This is a genomic window from Candidatus Planktophila versatilis (assembly GCF_002288345.1).
Lineage (GTDB): Bacteria > Actinomycetota > Actinomycetes > Nanopelagicales > Nanopelagicaceae > Planktophila > Planktophila versatilis_A.
In genome coordinates this window covers 38,219-63,419 of record NZ_CP016781.1, presented here as the reverse complement: position 1 = coordinate 63,419, position 25,201 = coordinate 38,219, and the positions used below count along the sequence as shown (strand labels likewise).

General features: G+C 43.3%; 22 protein-coding genes. 9 read left to right on the top strand and 13 right to left on the bottom strand.

What is annotated here, in order from left to right:
* Positions 1-53 precede the first annotated feature (53 nt).
* Positions 54-1,007: an NAD-dependent epimerase/dehydratase family protein gene (locus A1sIIB142_RS00280; protein WP_095694107.1), complete on the top strand. Its 954-nt coding sequence runs from the start codon at positions 54-56 to the stop codon at positions 1,005-1,007.
* Here A1sIIB142_RS00280 and A1sIIB142_RS00275 read toward each other — a convergent pair whose 3' ends face one another.
* From A1sIIB142_RS00275 to A1sIIB142_RS00245, 7 genes are all read right to left on the bottom strand, one after another.
* Positions 1,008-2,213 (bottom strand): nucleotide sugar dehydrogenase, encoded by a 1,206-nt coding sequence (locus A1sIIB142_RS00275; RefSeq protein ID WP_095693206.1) that lies wholly within the window; start codon positions 2,211-2,213, stop codon positions 1,008-1,010.
* A complete protein-coding gene (locus tag A1sIIB142_RS00270; protein ID WP_095693205.1) occupies positions 2,214-3,914 on the bottom strand; it encodes an O-antigen ligase family protein in 1,701 nt (566 codons plus the stop codon). It abuts the gene before it with no gap.
* Between the two features lie 100 nt (positions 3,915-4,014).
* Positions 4,015-5,832, bottom strand: coding sequence for a beta strand repeat-containing protein (locus A1sIIB142_RS00265; RefSeq protein WP_095693204.1), 1,818 nt, complete (start codon positions 5,830-5,832; stop codon positions 4,015-4,017).
* Between the two features lie 142 nt (positions 5,833-5,974).
* Positions 5,975-7,294 carry an RNA polymerase sigma factor gene (locus A1sIIB142_RS00260; protein ID WP_095693203.1) on the bottom strand — a complete coding sequence of 440 codons (1,320 nt, stop codon included), beginning with the start codon at positions 7,292-7,294 and terminating at the stop codon, positions 5,975-5,977.
* Between the two features lie 119 nt (positions 7,295-7,413).
* Positions 7,414-9,192 carry an ABC transporter ATP-binding protein gene (locus tag A1sIIB142_RS00255; protein ID WP_190283265.1) on the bottom strand — a complete coding sequence of 593 codons (1,779 nt, stop codon included), beginning with the start codon at positions 9,190-9,192 and terminating at the stop codon, positions 7,414-7,416.
* Between the two features lie 72 nt (positions 9,193-9,264).
* On the bottom strand, positions 9,265-10,218 hold the full coding sequence (locus A1sIIB142_RS00250) for an alpha-1,2-fucosyltransferase (protein ID WP_095693201.1): 954 nt from the start codon (positions 10,216-10,218) through the stop codon (positions 9,265-9,267).
* Entirely contained in the window at positions 10,215-11,099 is an 885-nt protein-coding gene (locus tag A1sIIB142_RS00245) for a glycosyltransferase family A protein (RefSeq protein WP_095693200.1), read from the bottom strand. Before A1sIIB142_RS00245 ends, A1sIIB142_RS00250 begins: the two co-directional genes overlap by 4 nt.
* A 76-nt stretch (positions 11,100-11,175) precedes the next feature.
* On the opposite strand from A1sIIB142_RS00245, the gene A1sIIB142_RS00240 reads away from it, so the two are divergent.
* Complete coding sequence (locus tag A1sIIB142_RS00240) at positions 11,176-12,036, top strand: putative nucleotide-diphospho-sugar transferase (protein ID WP_190283264.1); 861 nt, start codon at positions 11,176-11,178, stop codon at positions 12,034-12,036.
* Here the strand turns inward: A1sIIB142_RS00240 and A1sIIB142_RS00235 are convergent.
* Positions 11,987-12,724, bottom strand: coding sequence for an FkbM family methyltransferase (locus tag A1sIIB142_RS00235; protein WP_095693198.1), 738 nt, complete (start codon positions 12,722-12,724; stop codon positions 11,987-11,989). The genes A1sIIB142_RS00240 and A1sIIB142_RS00235 overlap by 50 nt on opposite strands.
* A 37-nt stretch (positions 12,725-12,761) precedes the next feature.
* On the opposite strand from A1sIIB142_RS00235, the gene A1sIIB142_RS00230 reads away from it, so the two are divergent.
* Complete coding sequence (locus A1sIIB142_RS00230; protein WP_095693197.1) at positions 12,762-13,637, top strand: hypothetical protein; 876 nt, start codon at positions 12,762-12,764, stop codon at positions 13,635-13,637.
* Here the strand turns inward: A1sIIB142_RS00230 and A1sIIB142_RS00225 are convergent.
* Entirely contained in the window at positions 13,634-14,452 is an 819-nt protein-coding gene (locus A1sIIB142_RS00225) for a hypothetical protein (protein ID WP_095693196.1), read from the bottom strand. The two genes, A1sIIB142_RS00230 and A1sIIB142_RS00225, sit on opposite strands and share 4 nt — an antisense overlap.
* A 28-nt stretch (positions 14,453-14,480) precedes the next feature.
* On the opposite strand from A1sIIB142_RS00225, the gene A1sIIB142_RS00220 reads away from it, so the two are divergent.
* Entirely contained in the window at positions 14,481-15,170 is a 690-nt protein-coding gene (locus tag A1sIIB142_RS00220) for a glycosyltransferase family 25 protein (protein WP_095693195.1), read from the top strand.
* On the opposite strand, the gene A1sIIB142_RS00215 is transcribed toward A1sIIB142_RS00220, so the two are convergent.
* Positions 15,163-16,104, bottom strand: coding sequence for a UDP-glucuronic acid decarboxylase family protein (locus A1sIIB142_RS00215; RefSeq protein ID WP_095693194.1), 942 nt, complete (start codon positions 16,102-16,104; stop codon positions 15,163-15,165). The two genes, A1sIIB142_RS00220 and A1sIIB142_RS00215, sit on opposite strands and share 8 nt — an antisense overlap.
* Before the next feature lie 7 nt (positions 16,105-16,111).
* A complete protein-coding gene (locus A1sIIB142_RS00210) occupies positions 16,112-16,927 on the bottom strand; it encodes an FkbM family methyltransferase (protein WP_190283263.1) in 816 nt (271 codons plus the stop codon).
* 296 nt (positions 16,928-17,223) lie between these two features.
* Here A1sIIB142_RS00210 and A1sIIB142_RS00205 point away from each other — a divergent pair, with 296 nt between their 5' ends.
* A complete protein-coding gene (locus A1sIIB142_RS00205) occupies positions 17,224-18,780 on the top strand; it encodes a hypothetical protein (RefSeq protein WP_125898840.1) in 1,557 nt (518 codons plus the stop codon).
* 20 nt (positions 18,781-18,800) lie between these two features.
* Here A1sIIB142_RS00205 and A1sIIB142_RS00200 read toward each other — a convergent pair whose 3' ends face one another.
* The gene (locus tag A1sIIB142_RS00200; RefSeq protein WP_095693191.1) at positions 18,801-19,682 is read right to left on the bottom strand and encodes a hypothetical protein; all 882 of its coding nucleotides are present in this window, start codon (positions 19,680-19,682) and stop codon (positions 18,801-18,803) included.
* On the opposite strand from A1sIIB142_RS00200, the gene A1sIIB142_RS00195 reads away from it, so the two are divergent.
* The 4 genes from A1sIIB142_RS00195 to A1sIIB142_RS00180 all read left to right on the top strand — a co-directional run bounded on the left by A1sIIB142_RS00195 (position 19,667) and on the right by A1sIIB142_RS00180 (position 23,481).
* Complete coding sequence (locus tag A1sIIB142_RS00195; RefSeq protein WP_095693190.1) at positions 19,667-20,407, top strand: Rossmann-fold NAD(P)-binding domain-containing protein; 741 nt, start codon at positions 19,667-19,669, stop codon at positions 20,405-20,407. The genes A1sIIB142_RS00200 and A1sIIB142_RS00195 overlap by 16 nt on opposite strands.
* A complete protein-coding gene (locus tag A1sIIB142_RS00190) occupies positions 20,407-21,495 on the top strand; it encodes an FAD-dependent oxidoreductase (RefSeq protein ID WP_095693189.1) in 1,089 nt (362 codons plus the stop codon). The genes A1sIIB142_RS00195 and A1sIIB142_RS00190 overlap by 1 nt, the downstream gene beginning before the upstream one ends.
* 194 nt (positions 21,496-21,689) lie before the next feature.
* Positions 21,690-22,679, top strand: coding sequence for a hypothetical protein (locus tag A1sIIB142_RS00185; protein WP_125898839.1), 990 nt, complete (start codon positions 21,690-21,692; stop codon positions 22,677-22,679).
* A gap of 13 nt (positions 22,680-22,692) precedes the next feature.
* Positions 22,693-23,481, top strand: a complete 789-nt coding sequence (locus A1sIIB142_RS00180; RefSeq protein ID WP_095693187.1) for a class I SAM-dependent methyltransferase — start codon at positions 22,693-22,695, stop codon at positions 23,479-23,481.
* 9 nt (positions 23,482-23,490) lie between these two features.
* Here the strand turns inward: A1sIIB142_RS00180 and A1sIIB142_RS00175 are convergent, their stop codons facing one another.
* The gene (locus A1sIIB142_RS00175; RefSeq protein ID WP_190283262.1) at positions 23,491-25,200 is read right to left on the bottom strand and encodes a carbamoyltransferase C-terminal domain-containing protein; all 1,710 of its coding nucleotides are present in this window, start codon (positions 25,198-25,200) and stop codon (positions 23,491-23,493) included.
* Position 25,201 lies beyond the last annotated feature (1 nt).

Below are 25,201 nucleotides of genomic sequence, written 5' to 3'. Positions count from 1 at the left end.
GCTGAGCTAGCCCTTAACAATAAAGAATAAGAATGAAAGATAGACTCACACCTATGCGTGCATTCATCACCGGTGGCGCCGGTTTCATCGGCTCTCACTTAGCCGATGCCCTCATCGCCCGTGGGGATGAAGTGACAATCCTGGACAATATGAGCACCGGCTCGCAAGCCAACATCGCTCACCTGAAAGAGAAAATCACGGTTCACACCGGTGATATAAGAGAAGTAGCGCTAGTAAATGAACTAGTTGAGCAATCAGATCTCGTGCTTCATGTGGCCGCAGCCCTTGGCGTTAAGAACATCATGGATCACACCATTGAATCAATCGACCGCAACTTTGCTGGCTCTGAGGTAGTACTGAACGCCGCCACCACACATAACAAGCGCATCATCATCGCCTCCACTTCAGAAATCTATGGCAAGAACCCCAACCAACCACTGCACGAAGAATCAGATCGCGTTGTGGGCCCCCCACAAAAGATTCGCTGGACTTATTCAGATGCCAAAGCACTTGAGGAGGCTGTTGCTCACACACTGCATAAGACCCATGGACTTAAAGTCACCACCATCCGTTTCTTTAACACCGTCGGCCCGCGCCAAACAGGCCAATACGGAATGGTTCTTCCACGCTTTGTGCAGGCAGCCCTTAAAAACGAAGAGATAGTCATCTATGACGATGGCAGCCAATCACGAGTCTTTTGCCATATCGAAGACGCCATCAGAGCTGTGCTCACTCTTGCAGATGCTGATTCCACCATTGGTGATTACTTCAATGTGGGTGGAGTTGGTGAAACCACCATTAAAGAACTTGCCACAAAGATCATCCAGCGCACAGGTTCAACATCACAGATCACATACATTCCATATAGTGATGCCTACCCAGCAGGCTTTGAAGATATGCAGCGCCGCGTGCCCGATATCAATAAGATTAAAAAGAGCATTGGCTGGGAGCCAACTCACTCACTTGATTCAATCATCGATAGTGTTGCAGCTAGCTTTAAGAAGTAATTAGAGCCCCTTAGCGCCCACAATCTTTCCGGTTGTATCAAATACATAGGGCGCACTAGCCATAATTGCCCTCGCATCCACCACATCGTGCTTAGTAATCACCACCGTGATATCTGCCCCTGAAAGCGGCGCCGAGCTTTCCCCATGCCAACTACCCACAACATCATCGTGCCAACCCACCACGGCCCCTCGACCGCGCAAATGCTCGATGACAAGCTCTGCTGCAGTCTCGCGCACATCTGCCACATTGGGCTTATAGGCAACGCCCACAACCAGCACGCTCTTACCTTGCAGGCTCCCACCGTTATCGCCCTGCACCCGATCAACGATGTATTTCGACATCTCAAGATTCACTTCATTAGCTCGGCGAATAAATGTCGCCGGCACGCCACGTTCTTCCGCAACCGCCGCCAAATATGTAGGGTCGACCGGAATACAGTGCCCGCCCACACCAGCACTGGGTGTGAACTTCATAAAGCCATATGGCTTTGTATTGGCCGCATCCAGTGTCTCATACACGCTAATTCCCAGCGCATGAGCAATCTGAGCAAACTCATTAACTAAAGCAATATTGACCTGCCTAAAGGTATTCTCAAATAACTTCGCCGCCTCTGCCACCTCAGGGGAGGAGACCTCCACCAGCTGATCACAGAACTTCGAATAGAAGGCAAGGGTTGCAGCCGATGCCTCTGGTGTTAAGCCGGCATAAAGCCTTGGAGTGTTTTTCTGGTTGTAATCCGTGCGCCCTGGATCTACTCGTTCGGGGGAGATTGCGTACAAATGGTCGAACTTCCCACCAGAATACTTATCAATGGCAGGCTTAATATAATCGCGCAGCGTGCCAGGAAAAGATGTTGATTCGTTAATGATTAGCGCGGTGCGATTGAGGTTCTCACCCACCGTCTTACATGCCGCATCAATAAATGTGAGGTCTGGCTTGCGATTTTTGGTTAGCGGTGTCGGCACCGCAATCACCACAATGTCAGAATCTGCAATATCAGCACCCTTAGTAGTTGCGCGATAGCGCCCCTGCTTAATCCACTTACTTAAGGTCGCACTTTCTACGCCCTCGATATGAGAAATACCGGCATTCAACTGATCAACAATCTTTTGGTTGTTATCAAAACCAACAACGTCGTAGAACTCACCCGCAAATGCTGAGATGGTAAGGCCCACATAGCCTTGCCCGATTATTGAAACTTTCATTTACTGATTAGCAAGCTCTGGATTTCTTGGGTCAAGTCTCTTCATATTCTTCATCGCAAGCTCTTTTTCCTCAGCTGTCGAATTGGAGAGTGAGTAAAGCTGTGCCCAAGCATCGAAGTAATCTGGGTTGTGCTCAATACCCTTCAGCGCAACCTGATGCGCCTGTTCCAAAAGATTGCTATTGGAAAAGAGAGAAACCGCCTGAACAAATCGCGCACTATCTTTTGGATTCAGATAACCAGATTCCAGAGTAGCTAAGACCTTATTGACATCTCTTGAATTGATTGCGGCTCTCCATTTTGTATCCGCACTTACAGGCGGAGTAGCTATAAGCAATCCAATAACAACTCCGAGTCCTGCCACCAACTGCGGTGAAATCACAGCAGAAGATGCCTTCGTGGAAGCTCGTGATTTCCCGGCAGCCTGTACTGATTCAACAACTTGACCAGGTCTTGTCGCTACTTCATAAGAGATCAGGGCGCCTGTCAGCAACCAGCCCCACACAGCAAGTCCAATCTGATTAATACTAATGAGGGATTGCACTTCATAACATGTCCATGCAGCAACCATCGCCACAAATGTTGGGTTATATGACTTAGTTCTGCGCAAGACCTTGATTATTGCAATAGCAGCGAGGGTGAGTATTGCTAGATACGAAAGCAAAAGTGGCCAACCACCAAAGGCAAAGAAATCAATGACGACATTGTGAGAGGCGTTGGTAACTGTTCGCGGGCCGGGTAACACTGTCGCAGCGCTCTCTGAACGAGCCCTGCGATACCAGTCTCCATAGGAATCCATGCCAACACCTGTGACAGGATGATCCATTCCCATCTTTAACCCAGCACGCCAGTACTCGCCGCGAAGTGAGACGGATGTCTTGTAAACAAAAGATAGAGGTCCCTTTTGCAAAGTGCCAAAAATTGCAAATATTCCCACAATCGAAACGGCTGCAATATAAAAGTAAGTGAAAATCGGCTTCTTGATGTACGCCCGCACCATGAAAAAACCAATAATCGCAATTCCGCCAGCCGTAACAACGATGCCTTGAATTGAGTTTGAATCGAGAATCTCATAAAAAGCGACAAGGCCAACCAAGATTGCCGCTACACGATATTTCCAACTTGTTGACTTTGCGGCAACAAAGGCCATCAAAGTAGTGATGAACATTCCAAGAAACGCAGAGATGAAATTTGGATTACCAAAAAGTCCTAAAATATTTCCATACGGGTTACTCCACGAGAGAAAATCTCCGAAGGCAATCACCCATGCGCAATAAACAACGTTGACAATTCCCGCAAACTGCAAGCCCCAAATTACCTTTGTGAAATTTCCCTCTGACCTGAGCAACAGGGCACCGATTGCAACCATCGATAACACTAAGTAGGCGATCAGACCCGTGTTTCTTCCATAGGTGCCATAAATATTTTGCGCCAGAGGAGCCGCACTATTTACCGCAGAGTTCACAGAGGCCATTAAGAATAGAAGGGAAGCAATCAAAAAGTACTTGTATTGCGCAAAACCTCCGCGGCCAGCAAAAACCAGGAATAGCAAAAGGAGAGAGAAACCCAGACCTCCTGCTGCCGCGAGCTTTGTTGCATTTACTGGATCAGTTACAGAGTCCAAGACCAAGAATAAACAGGTAAAGGGCGTTCCGATTAGAAGTATGGAAGATGCGGTCTTCTCTGCTGCCTTATTAAACATGGGCTAATCCTAACGATAGAAAGGCCGAAACCCGGCTCTCCCGAAGGAGAACCGGGTTTCGGTTCTAGAGCTTTTCTAGAAGTTTCCGCGTATTAGGCGATTACTTCTTGAGGAGCTTGTTAACAAGGGCAGTCAACGCTGTGATCTGCTTCTTGAGGTTTGCAAGTGCTGTGTTAACAGACTTAGCAAGTGTTGCAACTGCAGCTGATGCATCTTCTGCTGCTGCTGTTGCTGCATCTGCTGCATCTGCGGCAGCTAGTGCTGCATCAGTTGCCGCATTTGCTGCATCTGTTGCCTCATTTGCTGCATCGATAGCACCATCTGTTGCTGGGTTGTTAACTGCAACTGTAACTACAGGTTTTGTTCCCGCAAGTGTTGCCACAAACTTTGTATCTGCTTTTCCTGCAGTTCCAGTCAGTGTGTATGTTGTTGCGAGCTCAGTTGTTGCTAATGGTGCAACACCCTTGACTGTCCACACACCAGCAACTGACTTGTTGGCTGTTGTGATGTCTAGGTCAGTAGCGATTCCACCTGTTGTTGTGCGAGCAGAAACGTAGTCTGTAAGCGCTGAGCCTTCAGGTACTGCGTATCCGTTAGCATCCTTAGCGGTCACTGTGTGAACAACATCCAAACCGGCAGAAGTTGAAGCTCCTGTGATTGTAAATGTTGAAGCCTTAGCTGAAGAAAGGGTTACATCAGCTGAAGCTGTAACAGTTCCTGCCTTGAAAGTTACTGTGAACTTTCCGTATGTTTCTGCTGCTAGTGAGTCGACACCCCAGAAAACTTCACCGGCAGCGTTAGCTGTTGCAGTGTCGTTAGCGCCTGAGATTGATGCTCCAGCAAGTGTTGTAGGTGAAACTGTTGCTGTTGGGTAAGCAGATGGTGATGTGATTGCATTTCCAGCTGAATCTTTAAGAGTCAACTTGATTACGCCACCTGTGTGTGCCGCTGTATCACCCTGAACAGTTGGCTTAAGAACTGTCGCTGTGATTGAAGCGATTGTTGTATCAGTAAATACAACTGACTTTGTGGCAACAACTGTTCCAGCTGTGTTCTTGATTGTTACAACTGAAGTACCAGCTAGACCATTTGCGTACAAGAAGAACGCTGCGCGACCTGTGCTATCTGGACGTGTTGATGCAGTGTACTTAGCGATCGAATCTTGTGACTGCTTGGTGTAAGCAGTAGCAGAATCGTATGTACCAGCCGCAACGCTAGCTGTCAGGATAGTTCCTGGGCCAGATGTGATCGTCGCTGTCAATGTGTCACTTGTGATTGCTACATCAAGACCATCCTTGTAGTAAGCAACGATTGACGCTGTGGCTGAGTCTGTTGCTGTGTATGTCTTTGCTTTTGTTGGAGCAGTTGTAGCATCAGCTGTAGCGGTGAATGTTTCACCCGAAACGAGGTAGAACCCTGACTTAGCAGCAGAATATGTACCTGCAAGCGCTGTTGCACCAACTGTGATTACAACTGTTTCGGTTGAAGCTGTGAATAAACCTGAACCAGCAGTTGCAGTCTTGACAGATACAGTGATTGTACCTGCAACTGGAGTTGCAACCTTGATTGTTGTGTTCGCATTAGCAGCTGCTGCAAGAGCAACTGTGTTTGTGCCGTTTGTGATAAATGTGTTGCCAGATGTCTGCGCAACAAAATTGCCACCTGTAACTGTGAGTTCTACATCCTTAGCTGTCTGGAAACCAGTCAGTGTTACGAAGTTTGAAGCTCCGGCTACGCCACCGCACTCAGCACCAGTGGTTGCTGAAGGAGTGATTGTTCCGCCATCTGCTGTCGTACAGTTAATGAATGCATTAGCTACTGTCTGAGCTGCGCTTGAAGGCGCAACTGCAACAACGCTAAGACCCAAAGCTGCAACAGCAACAAGCGCTATGCGCTTGAAAGTTGTCTTTGTAGACATTTGTTTCCTTTCGATAGTCGAGTTACGGAATTTCCGTACCTCGGCTTTGGAATCAGTTTCCTGACTCCGCTCGATTCATCGCACGTGCTGATGAATCAAATTCTCCACCGTGTATCCGGACGCGGTGAAGAAACTTATTTAATTACGCTCGCGGTATTAATACCGCCTGAGCCAAAATTTGGGTCTTGCTCGCGTTGAGCAAGAGACGAGACGTGATCGTCTTAGGTGCGCCAACCAGGTCATAGCCACGGTTGCCCACGGCAATAGACAACTCTGAAGTTGGGGTTGAGAGTAGGGAAATTGTAACGGTCGTAAGGTACTGGCCATTGGACATACGCTCAAAATCCACGCTCGTGGCGCGAGCTTGCGCTACCGCCCAGATGCCATTGATTCCAAAGGATACGTACTCGACCTCATACCTTGTGCCGTTGCCATCAACTGTGATGACCTGATCGATCGCCACATTGGGTCCACCCACGGAAGTGATGGCTTGGGTGGCCAAAATTGTGCCTTGCTCAGTTGCCTCGGGGATATTGCGGTTAATGCGGATCTTGCCGAGGGTTCCGTTCTCACCTGTGACAGTGAAAGCTGTTGGAATACCTTCAGAATCAAGGCCAGGCCAGGTGGCCTTTGCGCCCTTGATAAATACGCCAGAGACCATAGTTGAAGACTTCTTGGCTGGCTTTGAGATAGATGGAGCAGGAGCTGCTGCCTCAGTTGTTTCAGCGGGAGCTGCAACCTCAGCCGTTGGCTCCTGAGTTGTGACTGTTGGCAGCACGCCTTCTTGGCCCGTGAGTGAGTTAAAACCGAGGAAAGCAGTGACTACCAATAGTAATGAGAGTGCGACCTTAGAAGACTTAGCGGCAAGGACTGCTGCTTTCTTATAGGTAGTTGAAAGCATGTCGAGGGCGGTAAGACCACGCTCGTGATCGATAACAAGTTCTGAAAGAACGCGACGAAGTGATGTGCGAGCGCGAGAAACAGTGTGGCGCACGGCAGATTCCTTGATACCAAGCTCGGCTGCGATCTCTGAGGTCGAGCGACCTTCCATCTCCCACATAACTAGCGCTGCGCGCTCTGCTGGGGAAAGTAGGGCTAGAGCCTGGCGAATGATTGCGGCATCTTCAGCCTGTGTAAGAACTGCTGAGTGATCTCCTGATACCTGCCACGCAGCTTCTACTTCAGCCTGGGCATCATCTAGGACAACAAGGTTTGGACGGCGCCCTTCCATGCGGAAGTAGTCGATGCAGAGGTTTTCGATGGTGCGATGTAGATATGACAGAGCGTGCTCTGAAGATTCAAGCTCAGGGGCAGCAAGCATGAACTTGATAAGTGAGTCTTGGGTGATCTCTTCAGCTTTGGCAGAGTCTTTTAATACTCGATTGGCATGCGCGAGTAGCCCTGAACGGTGCTCAGTGTAAAAAGCCCCCAGTTCAGCAACTGTCCATACGCTAAGTGCCACTTTTTGGATCCTTCATTAACCGGTTTTGTCTTGAAGAGCTCAGCCGTCGCTGCCTCTATCTGCTTCTACGAATCCCATCCTAGATTGTCGCGGGAAGGGGACAAAACGGACATTTCGCTCTATAAACCCAGCAGCCTTGCTTGTTCTTCAAAATCTGGGACTTTACTCTTTAGATCAATAAATGATCCGCTCGCGATAACTGCCCCGTCAGCCATATAAACCACTAAATCAGCATTTTGAACGGTTGAAAGTCGATGGGCAATCATGACTACAGTCGTATCGCCGCGAAGGCCAGCAATTGCCGTTGATATCTCAAATTCTGTTTGCCCATCCATCGCGCTTGTGGCTTCATCCAATACCAATAACTTGGGGTTTGAATAAAGAGCGCGTGCAATCCCTAGTCTTTGTTTCTGTCCTCCACTTATATGAGAACCATTTTCACCAATGCGTGAATTGATTCCTTCTGGAAGTTGTCTGATGTAGTCTGAAAGTTGAGCACTCTCTAGTGCGGCCCAAATCTTGGGGACGTCTATTTCATCCGCTTTTTCTGAAATTGCAATATTCTGTGCGATGGTGCCGGAAGTTAAGAAAATTTCCTGTGGGACATAAGCAATCAAACCCGGAAAACTTTTTTTGCACTCATGAGGGCTTAATCCTGAAATAGAAATTTGTCCAGGTTGGGTTGAGAGTACTCCAAGAATGCAATCGACTAATGTCGTTTTACCCCCGCCGGAAGGGCCAACGATTGCGATGTGCTTTCCTGCGCCAAATGTTAAATTCACATTATTTAGGGAACGCGCCTTAGAATCGTTGTAAACATAAGTTAAATCAGTTATCTCTACTGAAGGGATAAAATCAGTTCGCGGCCTAATTGTGCTCACCTCATCCAACTCAAGATCGAGATTTTTCAAATCTGCAATTAAATTAAGTGTGGGTGTTGCCGCTCCCAAACTGCCTTTTATCTGGACGGTTCCTTGCTGTATTCGAAGGACTGCTGGCGCAATTCTGCTACCCGCAGCGATAAATATAGAAAGGCTTGCTATGGCATGGACTGCATCCAATCTAATGAACTGAATCGCTGCGATGGTGAGTGCAGAAACCACCACGGCGGTTTCCAATATATATTTGCTCATATTTGGCATGAGGTTTAACTCCGCTGTAGAGCTTGCGAGTTTCCTCCGCAGCTTGGCTATCTCTTCTATGTAGTGAGGAAATTTATCCTTTAGGGAGATTTCTCTATATAGATTGAGAGTGTCTAGAATTTTCTCTGCGCTTTCTACATTCATTACCGACTGGATTTCTCCTAAGTCTCTGGCCTTGCGATGCATGAAGGTATACAAACCGAACCCAATCAGCCCAAATATGACCAACGTTGACGCAGCAATAAATGGGTCAGCAACTAACAACCCTGTTAATAGAATCAATAAGAGTGCAAGATCTGAAATTATGGTGACAGCTGCACCAAGGACACTCATGGTGATGGAAGTTACTCCATAAGTAACAGAAAATAGAATTTCTTGTTTATTTCTTTGATTGATGAAACCCAAATCTTGCTTCAGGAGGGCTGAAATCAAGTTTGAGGTTACTGCAGAACCACGCATACTCAAGAAATAGAGCACTCTTCGAGTTAAGAATATTGAGATAAAGGTTCGTCCAACCAAGAACACCGCTGCCAGCAGCCCCAATAATGATATTTGGCTTTGGAGCGCCCAGCCTTCGATACCAATTGCTTCAAGAATTACTTCAACTTTTCCTATTGGACTTGCGGACTTGACTCCAGTAATCGCCAGAGCGCCCAAAACGCCGATAAGCGCTACACCGACCAAATCTAGTAGGCTGAGAGTAATTTGAACTAGCATGACAAGAAATATCTTCTTCTTGTCTCGTTTTGTAAGCACGGAGGCAGAACGCCTGATTGTTGAATTGCGCCAAGAAATTCGGAGTTTTCCTAGCATTTGTTTGTCCTCAATTTAGGCAGTTTGGTCTTTCCAAGCTTCAACCCTAATCCATTCTAGCGGGATTATGTCCTTAGGTTCTGGCATTGCCTTGAACCATGGTTTAGGGGCTACCACAAGGGGTGTTTGCGTATGTGAAAGCTTGGCTCCCCACCAACTAAAAGTGGAGTTTCCAATAATGTAGCCCTTACCTAATCGCATCAATTGCAAAGTTGCTGCGGAAGAATCTTGGCATTCAGATACACGCCTAATTAGATGTTTATACCGCTGGGGAATAAAACTAATTGCTCGGTCAAAGTCGTCAGAAAACAACCAAAATGAATCATATGGAAAAATTGACATATGCTTTTCAATTGCTGCTTCGTAATATTCAGGGTCCGGGACACCAAAATTGCTTTCTACTAAATAATCTCCTAAGCGAATGTGAATTACAAGAGGGTTGGAGATCCCGGCAAGTTTCTTATACGTTTTTTGAACCGACTCATACTCTCTTGTCGTGAGATTCGTTAATTCTTTCTGAGTTGTATTTGTAAATCGGTAGGTTTGAAAGTAACCAATAAACAAAGTATTGAGATTTGAAGTCTCGACTTCCTTAAACCCAATTTCTTCGATTACATCAATTGCGCCGCCGCGCCCCAAAATAAGTTGTACATGTACTCGTGTTATTGCCGAAATAATGACTTTGTAAAGCTTTAGTTTTTCAAACTTTGTGGGATTAATCCTAATTTTCCGATTATGACCTACAAGCTTGCCGAGCCACCATCCATAAGGCTCCTTTTTTACCAACATTATCTTGTCTGGAATATTAAAGCTAGCGATTTCAGGCAATCCATTTTTATTCATACGGCAGTGACCGACGTTCGGGTTGAGGAAAACTTCTTGCCTAGTTTTCTCTGAAATTTCAAGTGCAGCAGCCAACTGAAAAAGCTGATTCCCCAGCCCACCCATTAGGCCAACTTGATTGCTCATCTAAGCCTCCTCACAGGGTAAGTGGAAATTAAAATTAGTTTTCCGAGACCAAACAGACTGATTATCTTGGGAGAGATTCCAAGTAAGAAAAGAAGATTTCCAATTAGGTGTCTTTGGGAGCTATTTCCTAATAGGGCGAAGATCTGAGCAGCAAGAAAGTCTAAATTTCGAAAAGTTTGCCGTTGTGAGATCTTATGAAGGCTCAAGTTGATTGCTATTCGTAGATCTTGGATTTTCTCTGGGTCATTCGTTAATTGGTAATAATTCCCAACATGGTACGAGTAGAAAACTAAGTTGGCGAACTCAAATTGAGTTTCTCTAGGATTCAGTTCTAAATAAAAGACTTGGTCTTCTGCCATGCATAACGGTGGAAACTGAACCCCTGACTCTCTCAGGTACTGATTTCGAAAGACGAATCTCCAAAGCCCTAAGTTCTTGGGCAGGCGTTTAATCAAATCCTGCAAGTTCTCAGCTTCATGTTTTGTTTTTTTCCCAGTCTTTACTGCCAAAGTTTCAAAATTGCCAACAATTATGTCTGCGGTATCTTTAGTTGAATGGATAGCCTCTTCGATGCTAGATATTTGCGGAACATCGTCTGCATCAGCAAACAGAATCCATGATCCTGTTGCCTTTGATAGCCCGAAATTTCTTGAATCACCTGGATTTCGGAAATCCACCTCAAAAATTTGAATTCCTGGGTGGTTAGTTATAGCAAAGGCCAAATTAATAGCTTCACGTGTCTTATCGTCTATGTGGTCAAGAACCATAATTACTTGGACGTTGTTGACAATAGAAATCCAAGATTGCAAAGCGGATATTTGGCCATTCAATTGACCGACAGGCACGACTACGCTCAATACGTAGTTTTCTTCGAATGCCATTATTCAATTATATGTTATGCGGGCGATTTTAGAGCCCACGGGTAGTACATTTTAATCCTATGAAAGGCGCTGAATTTTGAAAACGGTTGTTACATTCCTAGTAATTAATCAAATTGAAGAACTGCCCGTCGCTTCAATTCAAAGTGTTTTGGATAATTCAGAATCTGAAATTCGAGTTGGGTATTTGAATGAACAGGATATCAATAACCTCAAAATTTCCTCGAGGGTGCAATTCATTAGGCTCCAGCCAATTCCTAATTTGGATCTAAGTGGTGTATACAAAGATTTTTCTGAGACGCTTTTTTATCAGATAGTTCAGTTAAAGTGGCAATTAATAGAAACTTTATTGGATCAAGAATTTGATGTAGTTATTTACTCAGACTTAGATGTGATTTGGGTATCCAATCCAGTTCCTTCTCTATTAAATGTCTTTACGCGCGATTCGGAAGTTGCAATCCAAATTCAATCCTTCACGACCGAACCTGACAACCCAAGACTTTGTATGGGATTTGTTGCATTTAGGAATTCACTTCATACACGCGAGATAGTTTCATCCTGCAAGCAAAATCATACGGAAATGATAAAAGTTAACTCACATGTAGGCGATGATGACGTCATAACGAAGTACTATGTTGAGAACAATTGTGTCTCCAAAATTCGCTTGTTGCCGCAAAGCACCTTTCCGGTTGGGTCATTCCTTAACTTATACGCTACTCGCCCAATTTTTCCTGGCTTAAGCTCACCAAAGCCATACATTTTTCATCTTAACTACGTTGTTGGACTTCGAAATAAGCGGATCATGCTCAGGCTATTTAAACGCAGATTTGAATTTAACACTTATGGGATGAAGCACTGGGTGATTTTGCTTGCGGTTAAACGCCTTCGATTCATTTTTTCACTCGCAGCAAAACAGCTAAAGGCCTCAAGAAAGTTTTAATTTTTCGATTTGCATAGTAAGCGAAATTCCCAACTTTCCAAAGCAAAGGCGTAAGTCGCGGAGTCCTGATTTCGATATTCTTCTTCACGTAAAGGGCATCGCCCCAACCAAATTCAGTCCACCTTGTAGCGGATCTAGAAAATCCAAAACCTGAAAGGTAATCATCCAGCTCCGATACAAGGCAGCATCCTTCATAAAGTTCGTCTTTGTTCACTTCCGAATAGATCCATTTGATTTCTTTGATTCTTGATCCAAAACCCTTCAAGGCTTCTAACTCCGCTCCTTGAATATCAAGGCATAGGTAGTCGGCTATTGAATCACTAGGAATGACATCCTCGAGAATCTGTGTAGTGACTTTGATGGAATGAGAATATGTAATGTCCGGATGGGCTTCATTGTGCGTTCCAAGATTTAGAAGTGATGTCGATGCTGAGTTAGTCATTACTTGTAGATCCAGGGGGATTCCCGGTTTGCTCCAGACAGCAGCATCGAAAACTAAGTCTTCGGAGTTAACAAATTTCTTTTTGAGAAATTCGACTTTGTCTGGTTGAGCCTCAACCCAATAAACTTTGCCCCACTTCGCTTCAGAATATTGAACTGACTCCTCGGCCTCATGGGCGCCAACGTGAATAACTCCCTGAGGCGATACATTCCAAAATTGAGTGAGTTCATTTACAGAAATAAGCACGGCTTATCATAGCATTTGGACATGGGAAGGAGTTGAAATGTATTCCTTCATGAAATCCCGTGCCTATGTTTTGGGTGTTTACATAAAGCAGATCTATCGGTGGAAAAAAATTTCCGATCCTTATTTATCAGTTGACGCTTTCGCCGATTTGGCCGACGTATGCATTTTTCCTCCAAAGTATAGGAAGCGCACGCCAAGCGTAAGAGCAATTGTTAATGCAAAAGTCATTTTTTGCCCAAGCGATAGGCTTGATGAATTTCTCCAGAAGTTTCACGGGTTGATTCAGCCTAAAGTGATTATCGCGGGAAATAGTGACTTTGAATTTAAGAGTTTGCCGTCAAACTTGCCAGCAAGTGTGAGAATGCTACTTTTGCAGAACTCGTTCATATCTGATAATCATAAGGTTTTTACCTTGCCAATTGGCGTCGAAAACCTACGCCTAGGTGTTAACGGACACCCAAATTTATTCAGATTTACAAAAATTCCACCTGCAGCGCGGGGGAGAGTACTTTTCGGGCCATTCAGCGCGACACATCCAATTCGCGTGGGAATTAAAGAGAGATTTTTAAACATTCCTGACACATGGAAATACATGCATTCCAGAATCAGCCCAAGAAGATACCGAAAAATTATTGAGGAAGGCTTTGAATTCGTAGCTTGTCCGCGAGGCAACGGAGTCGACACACATCGATTATGGGAAACGATCTATCGAGGGAGAAAAGCCATAATCTTTCAAGATGATTGGTCTCGGTCAATCCCATACCTAGAACCACTTGTTTGCACCCTTAGTGAATGGACTTTAGACGAGGTGATCAAAGCATCTCAAAAAGACTTGACTGACTTTGATCCAAGTTCAATTCCTGAATTATGGATGCCTTTCTGGAGGGAACTCATTTCTAGATATCTAGATTAAAACTTGAAACCTGTGGCACCAAAGTAACTTGATTCGAGGAATGACCCATCCTTGCAACCGTCAAACTCCTTAATGGTTCCAACTGCTTTATCCCAAATCGTAACCGACATACTGAGAGCCAACTGCTCTGAAATTCTAATTACTGAAGCTCTGTCGACTTCCCCTATCTCCCAGTCTTGAGCAAAAGAAACGATTTCTCTCTGCAGTTTAAGCACTTGGTCCTTTTCCATCTCTGTCAGGCTCAGATCTGAGAAACAGACAAATGAAGTATTGAACATGCTTGCAGATGAAAAACGCTCAAATTCATTGGTTGCAATCATTTTTGAAAAAACTTCGTGACTGTCCAAGTTAAATTCTCGAACCAAGAAATGTACCCGCTTTTCGTTTTGAACATCAACCTTCAGCGGACCATTCCAACGCATATCTGCATCCATAAACATTTCTTTTGTTCCCGCAAGTTCCAGGATTAACCTCAACTTTTGAATTTGCCAAGGTTCTTCTTTCTCCTCAATTGAAATTAACTCAATTGATTTAGAAAATCTGCTTCTTGGAATCCAAGTCATTAATGACGGCATAGTGTATTTATCCGCGTGTAAAACAATGGTCGAATTTGGATGAAAATGGAGGAAGCTGTTAATGCAAGTTTGGGCCAACTCAGAATACTTTGGATTCTTTACAACAAGGAGATGAGAAGTAAATTCTTGGTAATTCTGATTAAACTGAGGTAAGTACTGATACCTCAACAGGTTTATTTGAGTCCTCACCCTTGAAAACAATTTCCTTATTCTTTGCTCAACAGGTTGCCATGTTTTCATTGTTCGACTCCCGGTGTAGATTTAGATTATGAAAGCATACGTCATAAACCTAGATACACGTGCTGATCGCTGGGATTCTGTTGTGAAACAATGGGAGAATAGAACTGAAACTCTGATTCGAGTCAGCGCTGTAGAATCGAATTCAATTTCAGAGTCACATTCCCAGTACTTACCACCTCAAGTGGTTGCTAATTGGAAGTCTCAATGCAAAGTATTTAGCGAGTTTTTGAGTACGAAGGATTCATGCGCACTTATTCTTGAAGATGATTTCATTCTTGGAGATACTGACTTGAATAGGTGTTTGGAAATTATGAAGAATTCGGAGTTAGACTTCCTTCAGCTTGGCTATCTTTACAACTCACCTATGGATTTTATTTGGATCAAAGCCATGAACTTCCGAGATGCTCTCTTAAAATTCTTGAGTTTCTTTGCATTTAAACTCAATAGCTCTCTGTGTGCCCGGCTCTTGCTACAGGAGCAAAAGCAGATTAACTTCGGAATAGTTCTCAACCACGCAGGCGCCGGGTCACATGCTTACATGGTTTCGCGCAAATTTGCGGAGGAGATGTTAGTGATAAACAAACCGGTGTTTCTGGCAGCCGATGGACTCTTTATTGCAATATCAAACCTAAGATTCTTGAAGATGGGTAGATTGAGAAGCAACAGAATTAAACAGAGCAATTCTCCGAGTTCAATTACAAAGCGTTTTGTTAATTAGCTTTGCTGATTTTTTCTTTGAAATACTCGATGGTTTTAGTGAGTCCTTCGTTCAATTCAACTGAAGGTTTCCATCCTAGTGCACTTGATGCGAGTGAAATATCAGGCTTTCGTTGTTTGGGGTCATCTGAGGGAAGCAACTCAAATTCTATTGGTGATCGGGATCCTGTCAGTTCAATTATCTTTTCTGCCAGCTGTAGAATTGTAAATTCACTGGGATTGCCTAGATTTATTGGGCCGACCAACGAACCTTCCAGCTTCATCATGCGTACAAAAGCATCAATTAAGTCGGTGACATAACAGAACGAGCGTGTTTGGGATCCATCTCCATAAATTGTTATTGGTTGATTTTGAAGCGCCTGAACAATAAAATTACTAACAACTCGTCCATCATTAACTGACATTCTAGGGCCATAAGTGTTGAATATTCGAGCAATTCTAATTTTCGTTCCATACTGCCTGTTGTAATCCATGTATAGGGTTTCAGCAGCCCTCTTTCCTTCATCGTAGCAAGATCTAATTCCAATCGGATTTACATTCCCCCAGTAAGTTTCATTTTGAGGGGATACAGTTGGGTCTCCATAAACTTCGCTAGTTGAAGCTTGGAAAACGGGGATATCTAGTTTACGTGCGAGATCTAGGGAATTTAGTGCGCCTAAGACGCTTGTTCTAGTAGTTTCTACTGGAAATCGCTGATAATGAACCGGAGATGCAGGGCAAGCTAGGTTCATAATTGCATCAACTTCGAAAGAAAACGGTTCAGTTACGTCGCCCCTGATAACTTCTAATTGGTCGTTTTGAATGAAATTTCTTAGATTATCCTTAGTTCCAGTATAGAAATTATCCAAACAAATTACATTATGCCCATCCAGAAGCAGACGCTCGACCAAGTGAGACCCAAGAAATCCCGCACCCCCGGTAATTAGATAGCGCATTCTACGCTCACTTTTTCGCTCCAAAGTTAATTACATATTCATGATATCCAACAAGACACATGAAGGCGAAATTCTTTGGATTGTTAATGGGGTTTAAATTAGTTCTCTTGACCGTCGCATGCTTGTTAACTTCTGAAAATATTCTTTTTGCTTCGAAGTAATTCCGAGCTCGCCAGATTTCAAATGAAATTCTTGTTAAGCCTGGGAAAAACTTCCTGTGAGGTCTGTAGAATCCTGGGTGAACTGCAAGGAGCAACAACGCACCATGCGATTGTAAACCTTGCAATGTTTTTTTATCAGAAAGTATCCCCCATTCGGCTCCTTCAATATCCATCTTGATCACTAGTTTAGTATCTTCTTGGTGAACCTTATTCAATTCATCAGATAAGGCAATCACTTTGATTTTAGCAGTTGAATCTTTGTGAATCTCTGCAAATATAATGTCTGATAAGACCTTGGAGTCAGACCCTTTTGCAAAATCAATTTCTCCGTCTTGCGCACCAAGCGCGCTGTTGCTGACAGTAATCTTGTCTTTAATCTGTTCATTTAAATTGACATTGCGGCGAAGAACTCGGTTCATCATGGGATCGGGTTCATATGAATAGACATTAGACCCGAAGCTAGCTGCAAGTAGAGTCATGGCTCCGTTCGCCGCACCTATATCCATAAAGGTCGAATTGGGTCCACAATTTCGTTTTAGAAAATCTAAGGTGTCAGGCTCATACTCAGACCTAGAAATTCGTTGCCAGAAGTCCTCACCGTAGAAATCTTCGTTGAGGTCGACTGCTAACTTGTACTCATTGAAACTAAATGAAAATTGCAAGATTCCCCCAAGTCGGTATGACCCAACTATACATTTTTTACTCATAAATTCATTAACATTTTGGCTGCGATACGAATCTTTCTACCTATACTTGACCTATTGAGGGTTTAGGTTCTATTCATCTTCAAAGAAGACTTGGAATTTCAATGAAGCGCCTTGCCAGCTGGGTCAACGCTAACCTTACCGGATACTGAGAATCCAACTTGGGAGAAAGATTGATTACGAAATTTTCAACTCTGAGACAGGCAAGCTATCTCCTGGTATTCGCTTTTCAATTCATAGTTGTGGGGCTCATAATGCGCCTCGATCCCGACCCACACCATGATGGAATTCTCTACGGCGCTGCCGTGAGAATTAGTGATAGTGGTGTGCCTAATCGCGATGTGTTTGCCCAGTACGGACCGCTGGTCCCTGAGATTCAAGGGCTTTGGCTTCGATTTTTTGGACCATCACTGATTAATCTGAGAATACAGGCGTTATTGATTTTCATTTTTGTTTCAGTAGCTATCTGGAATGTCGCCAAACTTTACACATCTCGAAGAACCGCGCACCTTATCTCCTCGACTTGGATTCTGGCCATTCCTTCCGTTCTTCCTTGGCCAAATATTTATACAACACTTATTTCTATTTCATCATTTCTGCTTTTAGTTGATTTGAAGGAAAGAAAGATCCAGAACAGCCCAATAAGGGTAGTTATCGCCGCATCGTTGATTGGAGTCGGCGTTTACGGCCGAATTCATTTGATTGCAATCTTTATACTTGTTTCATGTTATTTCTTACTGGTTAAAAACCTAAGAATAACGCTAGTCCCTTGGGTGTGCGGTTTTTTTGGTTCTGTTTTTTCGATTGCACTAATCCTGCAACTTAATGGTGCTTTGAAAAGTTTCATCTCTCAATGTATTTCTTGGTCTTTTTTTGAGTATGCCAGCCCTTCGATAAGCAAAAGTTTTGTCGTAGGATTATTTTGGTATCCTGTAATTTGCGTTTTTTTGGCTTTGATAATTCTGTCAGTTCGATCACTAATCCAATCTAGGAATGGAATTTCAGTTTCCATTTTTCTGATGATTGCGCTGTTTCTAACTCTGTTGCTTATTTCTAAAATCGACAGGACAGGGGATCTCACACTTAGAAACCCTAAAGTCCTCTCAATTGATCTTGCGCGGAATATGTTGAATTCCCTTGATTATTCTGTTTCATTCATCATGGCCCTTGCTTTTATTCTAGGTTCATTCAAAATCAAACAGGTGCCAACAGCCAACGCGCTCGGCGTGCTCTACTCCGTGGGGGTAATGACTCAGTTGTATCCTAAGTACGATGTAAATCATTTGTGGCTCGTTTCTCCAATGTTCATCATTGGATTTCTTGTGGCATTTGGAAATACCTCGCTATTTAGAAAAATCTCAGTCCGGCCCCTTCAAATTGTCCTCCTGGGGCTATGCGTAGCGCTGTCCGCACAGATTTTTTCTCTAGCTTTACAACCTCGTTCATCTTTTGAAAGTCTTTCGCTAAAGGGGATGTCCGGTCCTACCGAGTTCGCAAGAAGTCTCGATCTGACCATGTTGCAGTTAGAAAAATTTGCGAAACCAGAATCTACTGTTTTTCAGTGTGAAAATGGAATTTTTGCTGGCGCAGGAGGAAAGTATCTTGCTTCCTCCAATTCACTAGTAAATTGGGGACCCGATGCCAACGAAAGTGAGTTTGGTTCTCAAGTTTTCTTCTGCGGAGTCAGCGATAAAGTGATTCGTGATATTGAATCTACCGGGTACCAGATAGTATTCAAAGTTCCATTGGTTTACTTCGGAGATACAGAACCTAGTGGACTCTGGAACGTCATGCTCAAACTTATAAAGTGATTATTCACGCTTTGAAGATGTCATTCAGAGCGAATCTTTTCTAGCACCATTTTTTCCCAATGCGGTAGCCATAAAGATTCGCATTTTTTTGGATCAAAATCTTTCCAAATCTCCAAATGTTCCTCCAATAATCCAGGATTTAACTCGGATATTTCGCGTACTAGCAAAATGGGAATCTTTAAATCAATAAGAGTGCGGGCCCAAGGGGTATCAAGCATGACCGGAAAAGAATTTCTGTACAAACTTTCCCAAACTCTATGATTCTCATAACCGTTACCTTCGCAACAAAAAACAAACTTATACCTTCCAAAAAATTCTACATACTGACTGTTCGGAATGTATTCGCGATAGACATCAAATACATTCGGCATTTTCAGCGCTTGATACACTGCATGATATCTATTTGGGTTTGTTGGCCACATGGGTGGCATTAGAACCCTGTCAACTATTGTATTGCTGTTTTGTGACTGGAAATCTTTTGGGAAACCAGCTCTGGCTAGCCTTAAGTTCTCTAACCCAATAGGGATAGTGACCTTATCCTGGGTATTTGCCCTAGAATTGTTTTGGCAGAGCCAGAATTTTACCGATGGCGGAAATTCGATTGACGAATCGAAGTTTTCATCGCTATTACCGCAGATAATCACTCGTGCATGTATGTCATTAAAGTGCGAGTCCATTAGCTTCTTAAGATTGTGACCCGCGACAAAAACGATTTTCGCCTTCTTAAGTTTCTTTCTCCGAATTTTGTTTTTTCCACTTTTTCCATATGCATAATAATTTGCGAGAGAAGCGAAGCTGTCTCCAGACAAAAATGGTGCGTTTATCTTCCCTCGCAGCAATAACTGGTGTATTCTCAACTTAAAGAATCGATAGTGATTGAAGGGCAATGGGCGAGAAAGCATTAAATACTTCGGGTCACAGTAAGGTTCATTCGCCTGCAACTGAAAACCTCCTGATTATTGGGGGAACATCGAGCCTTTCCAGGTATATTTGTGAATTAGCTCTTGGTGATGGTTGGTCAGTATATTCCACATTCAGAAATGAAAACAAGAAATTCCTCCCTGATCGCTTAAACTGGATTTATCTAAATTTTGAAGAGCTTGAGAGCGTTGACAAAGCCCTCCGCCAGTTAGATAAGGTTAAATTCAAAAAAGTCATTTATCTGGTTGGAGAAATTTCTGGGATCCAAAATATGGACACACCTTTTGTCGATTTGGACTCATATTTTAAGAGAAACATCTCTGTCCCTGTTTGGTTCTTGAAGGACCTCATGCTCAATCGAGAATTTGGTGAGGGTTCGACATTCACCTACATGTCTTCAAGAGCCTCTCGACTAGGTAGTAATGATTTTTGTTACGGAATCGCGAAAGCTAGTATCGAAAATTTTGTCAAATCTCTTAGCTTATTGCCAACGTTGAAAATTAAATTTAAAGTATTGCATTCAGGGTTGATATTGGGTAGCGGAATGCAAAGCAAGATGCCCCCAGAAGTTGTGAAGGCGCATATGGATAAGTCTGGGGATGGGCTAATTGATGCAGCCTCGATAGCAATCCAGATTTGGAAATTTTCTGATTTTAGAGAACCAGTTTCTAATTTAGAGGTATTGGAAGTAGGGCCTTCATACTGATGGCGAGCAAAAAAATAGCAGTCATCGGTGGAGGCATTTTCGGGCTGGAGATTGCAACCGCCTTGATGGGCGCAGGTCACAAGGTCACTCTATTTGAAAAAGAGAATGGTGTGATGCTCAAAACAACTTCGAATAATCAGAATCGGCTACATCTGGGGCTTCACTACCCCCGAGATATGAAAACTGCTCGACAATCAAGATTTGGGTTTGATAAATTCATCAAAAAATATCCTGGGAGCGTAAGGACGGGATTTACCAATTACTACGCAGTCTCAAGCGAGTCTACGCAGACCTCAACCGAGGCTTTCGTAGAGTTTGCGAAAACGGCGGAAATTCCGATAATGCCGATCTCGCCGAATGGTGCGAGGGACTGCGGTTTTAATGTTGAATTGATAGATTCCTTGTGGGCTTGTAAGGAAGCGGTCGTAGATATTGAGGTTTATAGGAAGCTTGCACTTAAAGCGGCTGTCTCAGTAAACCTTCCGATTATGTTGTCTACCGAGATTTCTTCGGCCAACTTCGATGGCAGACTTTGGACTTTGAATTCAAACGGTGTCGATAAGGGTAGTTTTGAGTTTATCGTCCGTGCGACCTACGGCCAGGATAGAATGACCATTAACGTCACCCCCGAAAACCCGATTGTTTATGAATTTCAACAAACTTTGGTTTTTGAAGTATCTTCAAAAGCAAAGCTATTTGGATTGACAGTTGTCGACGGGGATTTTGTAACGATTCTGCCACGTGGATTTTCTGGTAACTTCTTGATTTACTCCCCACTCCCCAGTGTATTGAACCGCTATGTAGGTGAATCGGTCCCCCGGAGTTGGAATTTTGATGACCAGCACATGATTGAAAGTAGCTTCAAGAAAGTTTCTGAACGAGCAGTAATGTACGCACCAGTACTCGGGGAAATTTCTCTCACAAATGTACTAACTGCAATTAGGGCGCTGCAGCCATTTGTTTCAAAGACCGATCAACGAGTTAGTTTTCACACTAATCCATATCCTAATTTTTATGATATTCAGTCAGGCAAGATTGACCACGCTATCGAGATAGCTGAATCATTATGCGCTTTACTTCCTGCGTGACCACCTTGATATAGAAAGACTGAGTCTGATCTGAGTTTACTGGCCCTGAAGCCTTCTAGGAAAATGTTCTCATGGAATGTCTAGTCGACCTAGGCCCACAAAGATCAAATCAGTCGTATAATTGACTGGTAAATTCGGTAAAGGAGACTTCTGCCGATATTTCTGACCACTTGATGTGCCTAGAACGGGATTTTATGAAAACTCAAGAAAAAAGGGTATTTGGAAAGAAACTTGACTGGACATTCCTCATATTCCCGATTTGGATTCCGATTCTTTACATTTTGCTGGAAAATTTGTCAGGCGAGAATGCCCCTCTGGTGACATTTGCGTTTATATTTTTAATCGGTGAATCTCATTTTCTGGCAACTCTTTTTTTCTTCACGGAAGAAAATCGCGAATACATTAATTCCAAGAAGAGAGAGTTCTATTTGATTCCGCTAGTTCTCATTTTGGTGAACACACTATTTTTCTCGATAAATCTCAAATACGCCTTAATCCTTGGAGCGCTAATGTCGGCTTATCATGTAACCCGACAATCGATTGGTCTCTTAAAACTATTTGGTGGAAAGAATTCCAAACTTGAGTTCGACATTTATTTGTTTTCTATATTCTTTGTTGGAATAGGTTTTCTTCGAACCAGCAATCAGTACTTTGAATCAGATAATTTCATTTATAAACTGACTACTTATATTTGGGATTTCTTAACAATCGTTAATACGCCTACAATCATGGTGTTGGTGATTCTCTATCTTACCTATCGAGTTTTGAGAAACCTTGACAAGATGAGCAAAGAGGCTGTTGCTTTGTACTTTACTGGTGCGCTGCTTTATAGCCCATACCTTTTCGCTTCACCTACAACTGCCTCTGTAATTGGGGTGTCCATGCACTGGTCTCAATACTTAACTTTGGTCGCAGGCATTTCAATCCATTCTGGAAAACTTAACTATCAGAGACTGAAACAACAAAAAGTTGCATTGTTTCTTGGTTTAATTGTTCTAATCTTTGCTCTGATCGCCGTTTCAGATTACGTCCGACTAGTCAGGGAAGTCAATTTATGGATTCTAATTATTCCTCTTAGCATTCAACTACTGCACTACTACTACGATAGTTTGATTTGGCGCGGATCTGAACCCCATTTGAGAGAAACCGTATTCAAGCAAATATTTCAAAAATCAAGAGATTGACGGGCAGAATCTCATGAATAAGCAAATTAAGTCCATCAAATCTTTTTCAGAACAACACAAATTGTCAATATCAAAAATCCACCCTTTAACAAAAGGAGATTTTGAAACCTATAGAATTCATGAAATTTTAAGAACCTCAGATCTCTCTGGCCTTAGCATTCTTGACGTTGGCTGTGGAACAGGCCGGGTGACTTCTCACTTGATTTCATCAAATCCTTCAAGCATCCACTGCATTGACCCATCAATCACCGAGGAAGACTTCGAGAAAAACCTCAATCGGGATATCACCAATTTTTCAGGTACCTTAAAGTTTACACGCGCTTCCGCTCTTGACTTTAACAGTGAGAAAAAATTTGACTTGATTTTTATTATCGGGGTCCTTCACCATATTCCTGAGAACATCAATGCGCTCCGAAATTTAAGTAAGTCGCTGAGCCCCTCTGGCAAGTTTGTAATATGGGTGTATTCGAAAGAAATAGGACACGTCAATAGAGCGTTCTTGCAGCTATCTCGATTTATTTTCCCTTACCTGGGCTTTTTTAGAATTCCTTTCACAAAATTATTGCGTATTCTCATGGTTTTGATTGGGAAATTTCTTTCCCCATCCAGCGAAATTCGGATTCTCGTAGATAAGGATAAAGATGAATCTATTTTGGCTTTATACGATCAACTTAATGCCGGGTATGCAAAATACTATTCGAAGCAAGATGTGTTGAATGAGGCTAGAGATGCAGGCCTTAGAGTTTTTAGCATCCTTCCAACTGGACGTAAAGGTTGGACTATTACATATGGCCTGAATTAAACGGCCAAATTATCTAGCCTCACGGGAAATGATTTGGTCGTTTAACACAAGATAATCAATAGAGCTATCCAAATACGCTCTAACTGCTTGAAGTCCTGTCCGCACAATTGGCTCTTCGTGCATATTGAATGATGTGTTAACCAAAATTCCCTCTCCCGTGATTTCTGCATATCTTGAAATCAAGTCGTAAATGAATGGATTCTGATTTCTTGTAAGTATTTGTGGGCGAGCAGTCCCATCTACATGAACTACTGCGGGGGCAACGTTTTTGCAATGCTCAGTCACGTTACAGGTAATTGTCATGCTGCTATATGCACCGGGCGGCATTGATAATTCAAAATACTTATGGGCGTCTACCTCTCGGCAAATAGGCGCAAAAGGCATAAATTCGGTTCTTCGAAGTTTTTTATTCAGCCAAGTATTCACTTCGCGGTCAGATGTTGAATACAGAATTGATCTGTTTCCTAAGGCTCTCGGACCGTATTCCATTCGGTCTCGGGCTACGGCTACTATTTTTTTATCTGCAAGTATTTTTGCGACCGACAAAGGCAAATCATCATGTGCAGGTGAAACAGTGAGTCCAAGGTTGAATAACTCCAATGGGGCAATTTCTTCGGGTTTTGATCCTAAGTATAGAGAATCAAGAGTGACATGTGACTTATGAACCATTGAGGCGGCTCCAAGCGCAAGTCCACCATCACCCATATTTGGGGCAATTGATATCTCGGAAATTCCCTCAAGCTCAAGAATTCTTTGATTTAACTTTACATTTGCAAATGCACCACCAGATAAATACAACTTATTTCCTTTGAATTCTGACTGGAGTGTGGATATGTAACTGAGGACATTCTCCTCAAAAATTCTTTGAACTCCAGACGCAATTTCAGCTGGAGCGATACCTGAAAGTTCAGACTGCAATTTTTCAATTGCCCGATATCCATATCCTATTTTTTTGGCCTTAAACAGATTTTTCCCACTGTCGTAGGAAAAATACTTCCTTAAGGTCCGATAAACTTCATCACCTGAACCAAATGCTGCTAAGCCTGTTAACTTCCCCTCATGTCTATTGATCTTGTAGCCAAGAACTCTAGTTAGATATCCGTACATCAAAGCGGGACTTCCTATGGCAGGTTGCCATGATTTTTCGTGAAACTTTCCTCCATCAAAATCGAGAACTCTTGAACAGACCCCTTCTCCAACTCCGTCCAAAGTGACAACAGTTCCCCTGCCAGCTCGCTCTCTAGGGAGCACGACTGACGCTGCATGAGCAAAATGGTGATCGATTCTCCTGAATGATCCTAGCTTCGCGTTTGCTATTACGGACTCCCGGATTTTCTTGTTTTGGATTGTCCTGGCAGGTAAATGCGCAAGTATGTAAAAAGATCTAAGCACAGAAACACCTAGTCTCGAACCAAGAAGTATCGAATCTAAATGTGATGCATTCGCCCATTTAATTAGCGCGGGAGCAGGCCCTTCGAATCGATACGCATCTTCGTCGCCATGAGGTGCGACAAATCTTCCATCGATTGCCACACTGGCAATTGGAATATCGAAATTACTTATAACGTATTCAAGGGATTGCGCTGGGAATCCAGAGTGTCCTTTTACCCGAGAGAACCGTTCCTCGTTTGCCGCAAAAAGTATTTGCTCGTCGCACAATAACGCCACGCCACTGTCGTGGCCTAGAGAAATACCCAGAGTGTATTCTTTTTTCTCCATT

Excerpts from the sequence above, each read along its gene's own strand:
- A1sIIB142_RS00280 (WP_095694107.1), top strand. The coding sequence starts at position 54 with ATGCGTGCATTCATCACCGGTGGCGCCGGTTTCATCGGCTCTCACTTA.
- A1sIIB142_RS00275 (WP_095693206.1), bottom strand. The coding sequence starts at position 2,213 with ATGAAAGTTTCAATAATCGGGCAAGGCTATGTGGGCCTTACCATCTCA.
- A1sIIB142_RS00270 (WP_095693205.1), bottom strand. The coding sequence starts at position 3,914 with ATGTTTAATAAGGCAGCAGAGAAGACCGCATCTTCCATACTTCTAATC.
- A1sIIB142_RS00265 (WP_095693204.1), bottom strand. The coding sequence starts at position 5,832 with ATGTCTACAAAGACAACTTTCAAGCGCATAGCGCTTGTTGCTGTTGCA.
- A1sIIB142_RS00250 (WP_095693201.1), bottom strand. The coding sequence starts at position 10,218 with ATGAGCAATCAAGTTGGCCTAATGGGTGGGCTGGGGAATCAGCTTTTT.
- A1sIIB142_RS00245 (WP_095693200.1), bottom strand. The coding sequence starts at position 11,099 with ATGGCATTCGAAGAAAACTACGTATTGAGCGTAGTCGTGCCTGTCGGT.
- A1sIIB142_RS00230 (WP_095693197.1), top strand. The coding sequence starts at position 12,762 with ATGTATTCCTTCATGAAATCCCGTGCCTATGTTTTGGGTGTTTACATA.
- A1sIIB142_RS00225 (WP_095693196.1), bottom strand. The coding sequence starts at position 14,452 with ATGAAAACATGGCAACCTGTTGAGCAAAGAATAAGGAAATTGTTTTCA.
- A1sIIB142_RS00220 (WP_095693195.1), top strand. The coding sequence starts at position 14,481 with ATGAAAGCATACGTCATAAACCTAGATACACGTGCTGATCGCTGGGAT.
- A1sIIB142_RS00215 (WP_095693194.1), bottom strand. The coding sequence starts at position 16,104 with ATGCGCTATCTAATTACCGGGGGTGCGGGATTTCTTGGGTCTCACTTG.
- A1sIIB142_RS00205 (WP_125898840.1), top strand. The coding sequence starts at position 17,224 with ATGCGCCTCGATCCCGACCCACACCATGATGGAATTCTCTACGGCGCT.
- A1sIIB142_RS00195 (WP_095693190.1), top strand. The coding sequence starts at position 19,667 with ATGGGCGAGAAAGCATTAAATACTTCGGGTCACAGTAAGGTTCATTCG.
- A1sIIB142_RS00200 (WP_095693191.1), bottom strand. The coding sequence starts at position 19,682 with ATGCTTTCTCGCCCATTGCCCTTCAATCACTATCGATTCTTTAAGTTG.
- A1sIIB142_RS00190 (WP_095693189.1), top strand. The coding sequence starts at position 20,407 with ATGGCGAGCAAAAAAATAGCAGTCATCGGTGGAGGCATTTTCGGGCTG.
- A1sIIB142_RS00185 (WP_125898839.1), top strand. The coding sequence starts at position 21,690 with ATGAAAACTCAAGAAAAAAGGGTATTTGGAAAGAAACTTGACTGGACA.
- A1sIIB142_RS00180 (WP_095693187.1), top strand. The coding sequence starts at position 22,693 with ATGAATAAGCAAATTAAGTCCATCAAATCTTTTTCAGAACAACACAAA.
- A1sIIB142_RS00175 (WP_190283262.1), bottom strand. The coding sequence starts at position 25,200 with ATGGAGAAAAAAGAATACACTCTGGGTATTTCTCTAGGCCACGACAGT.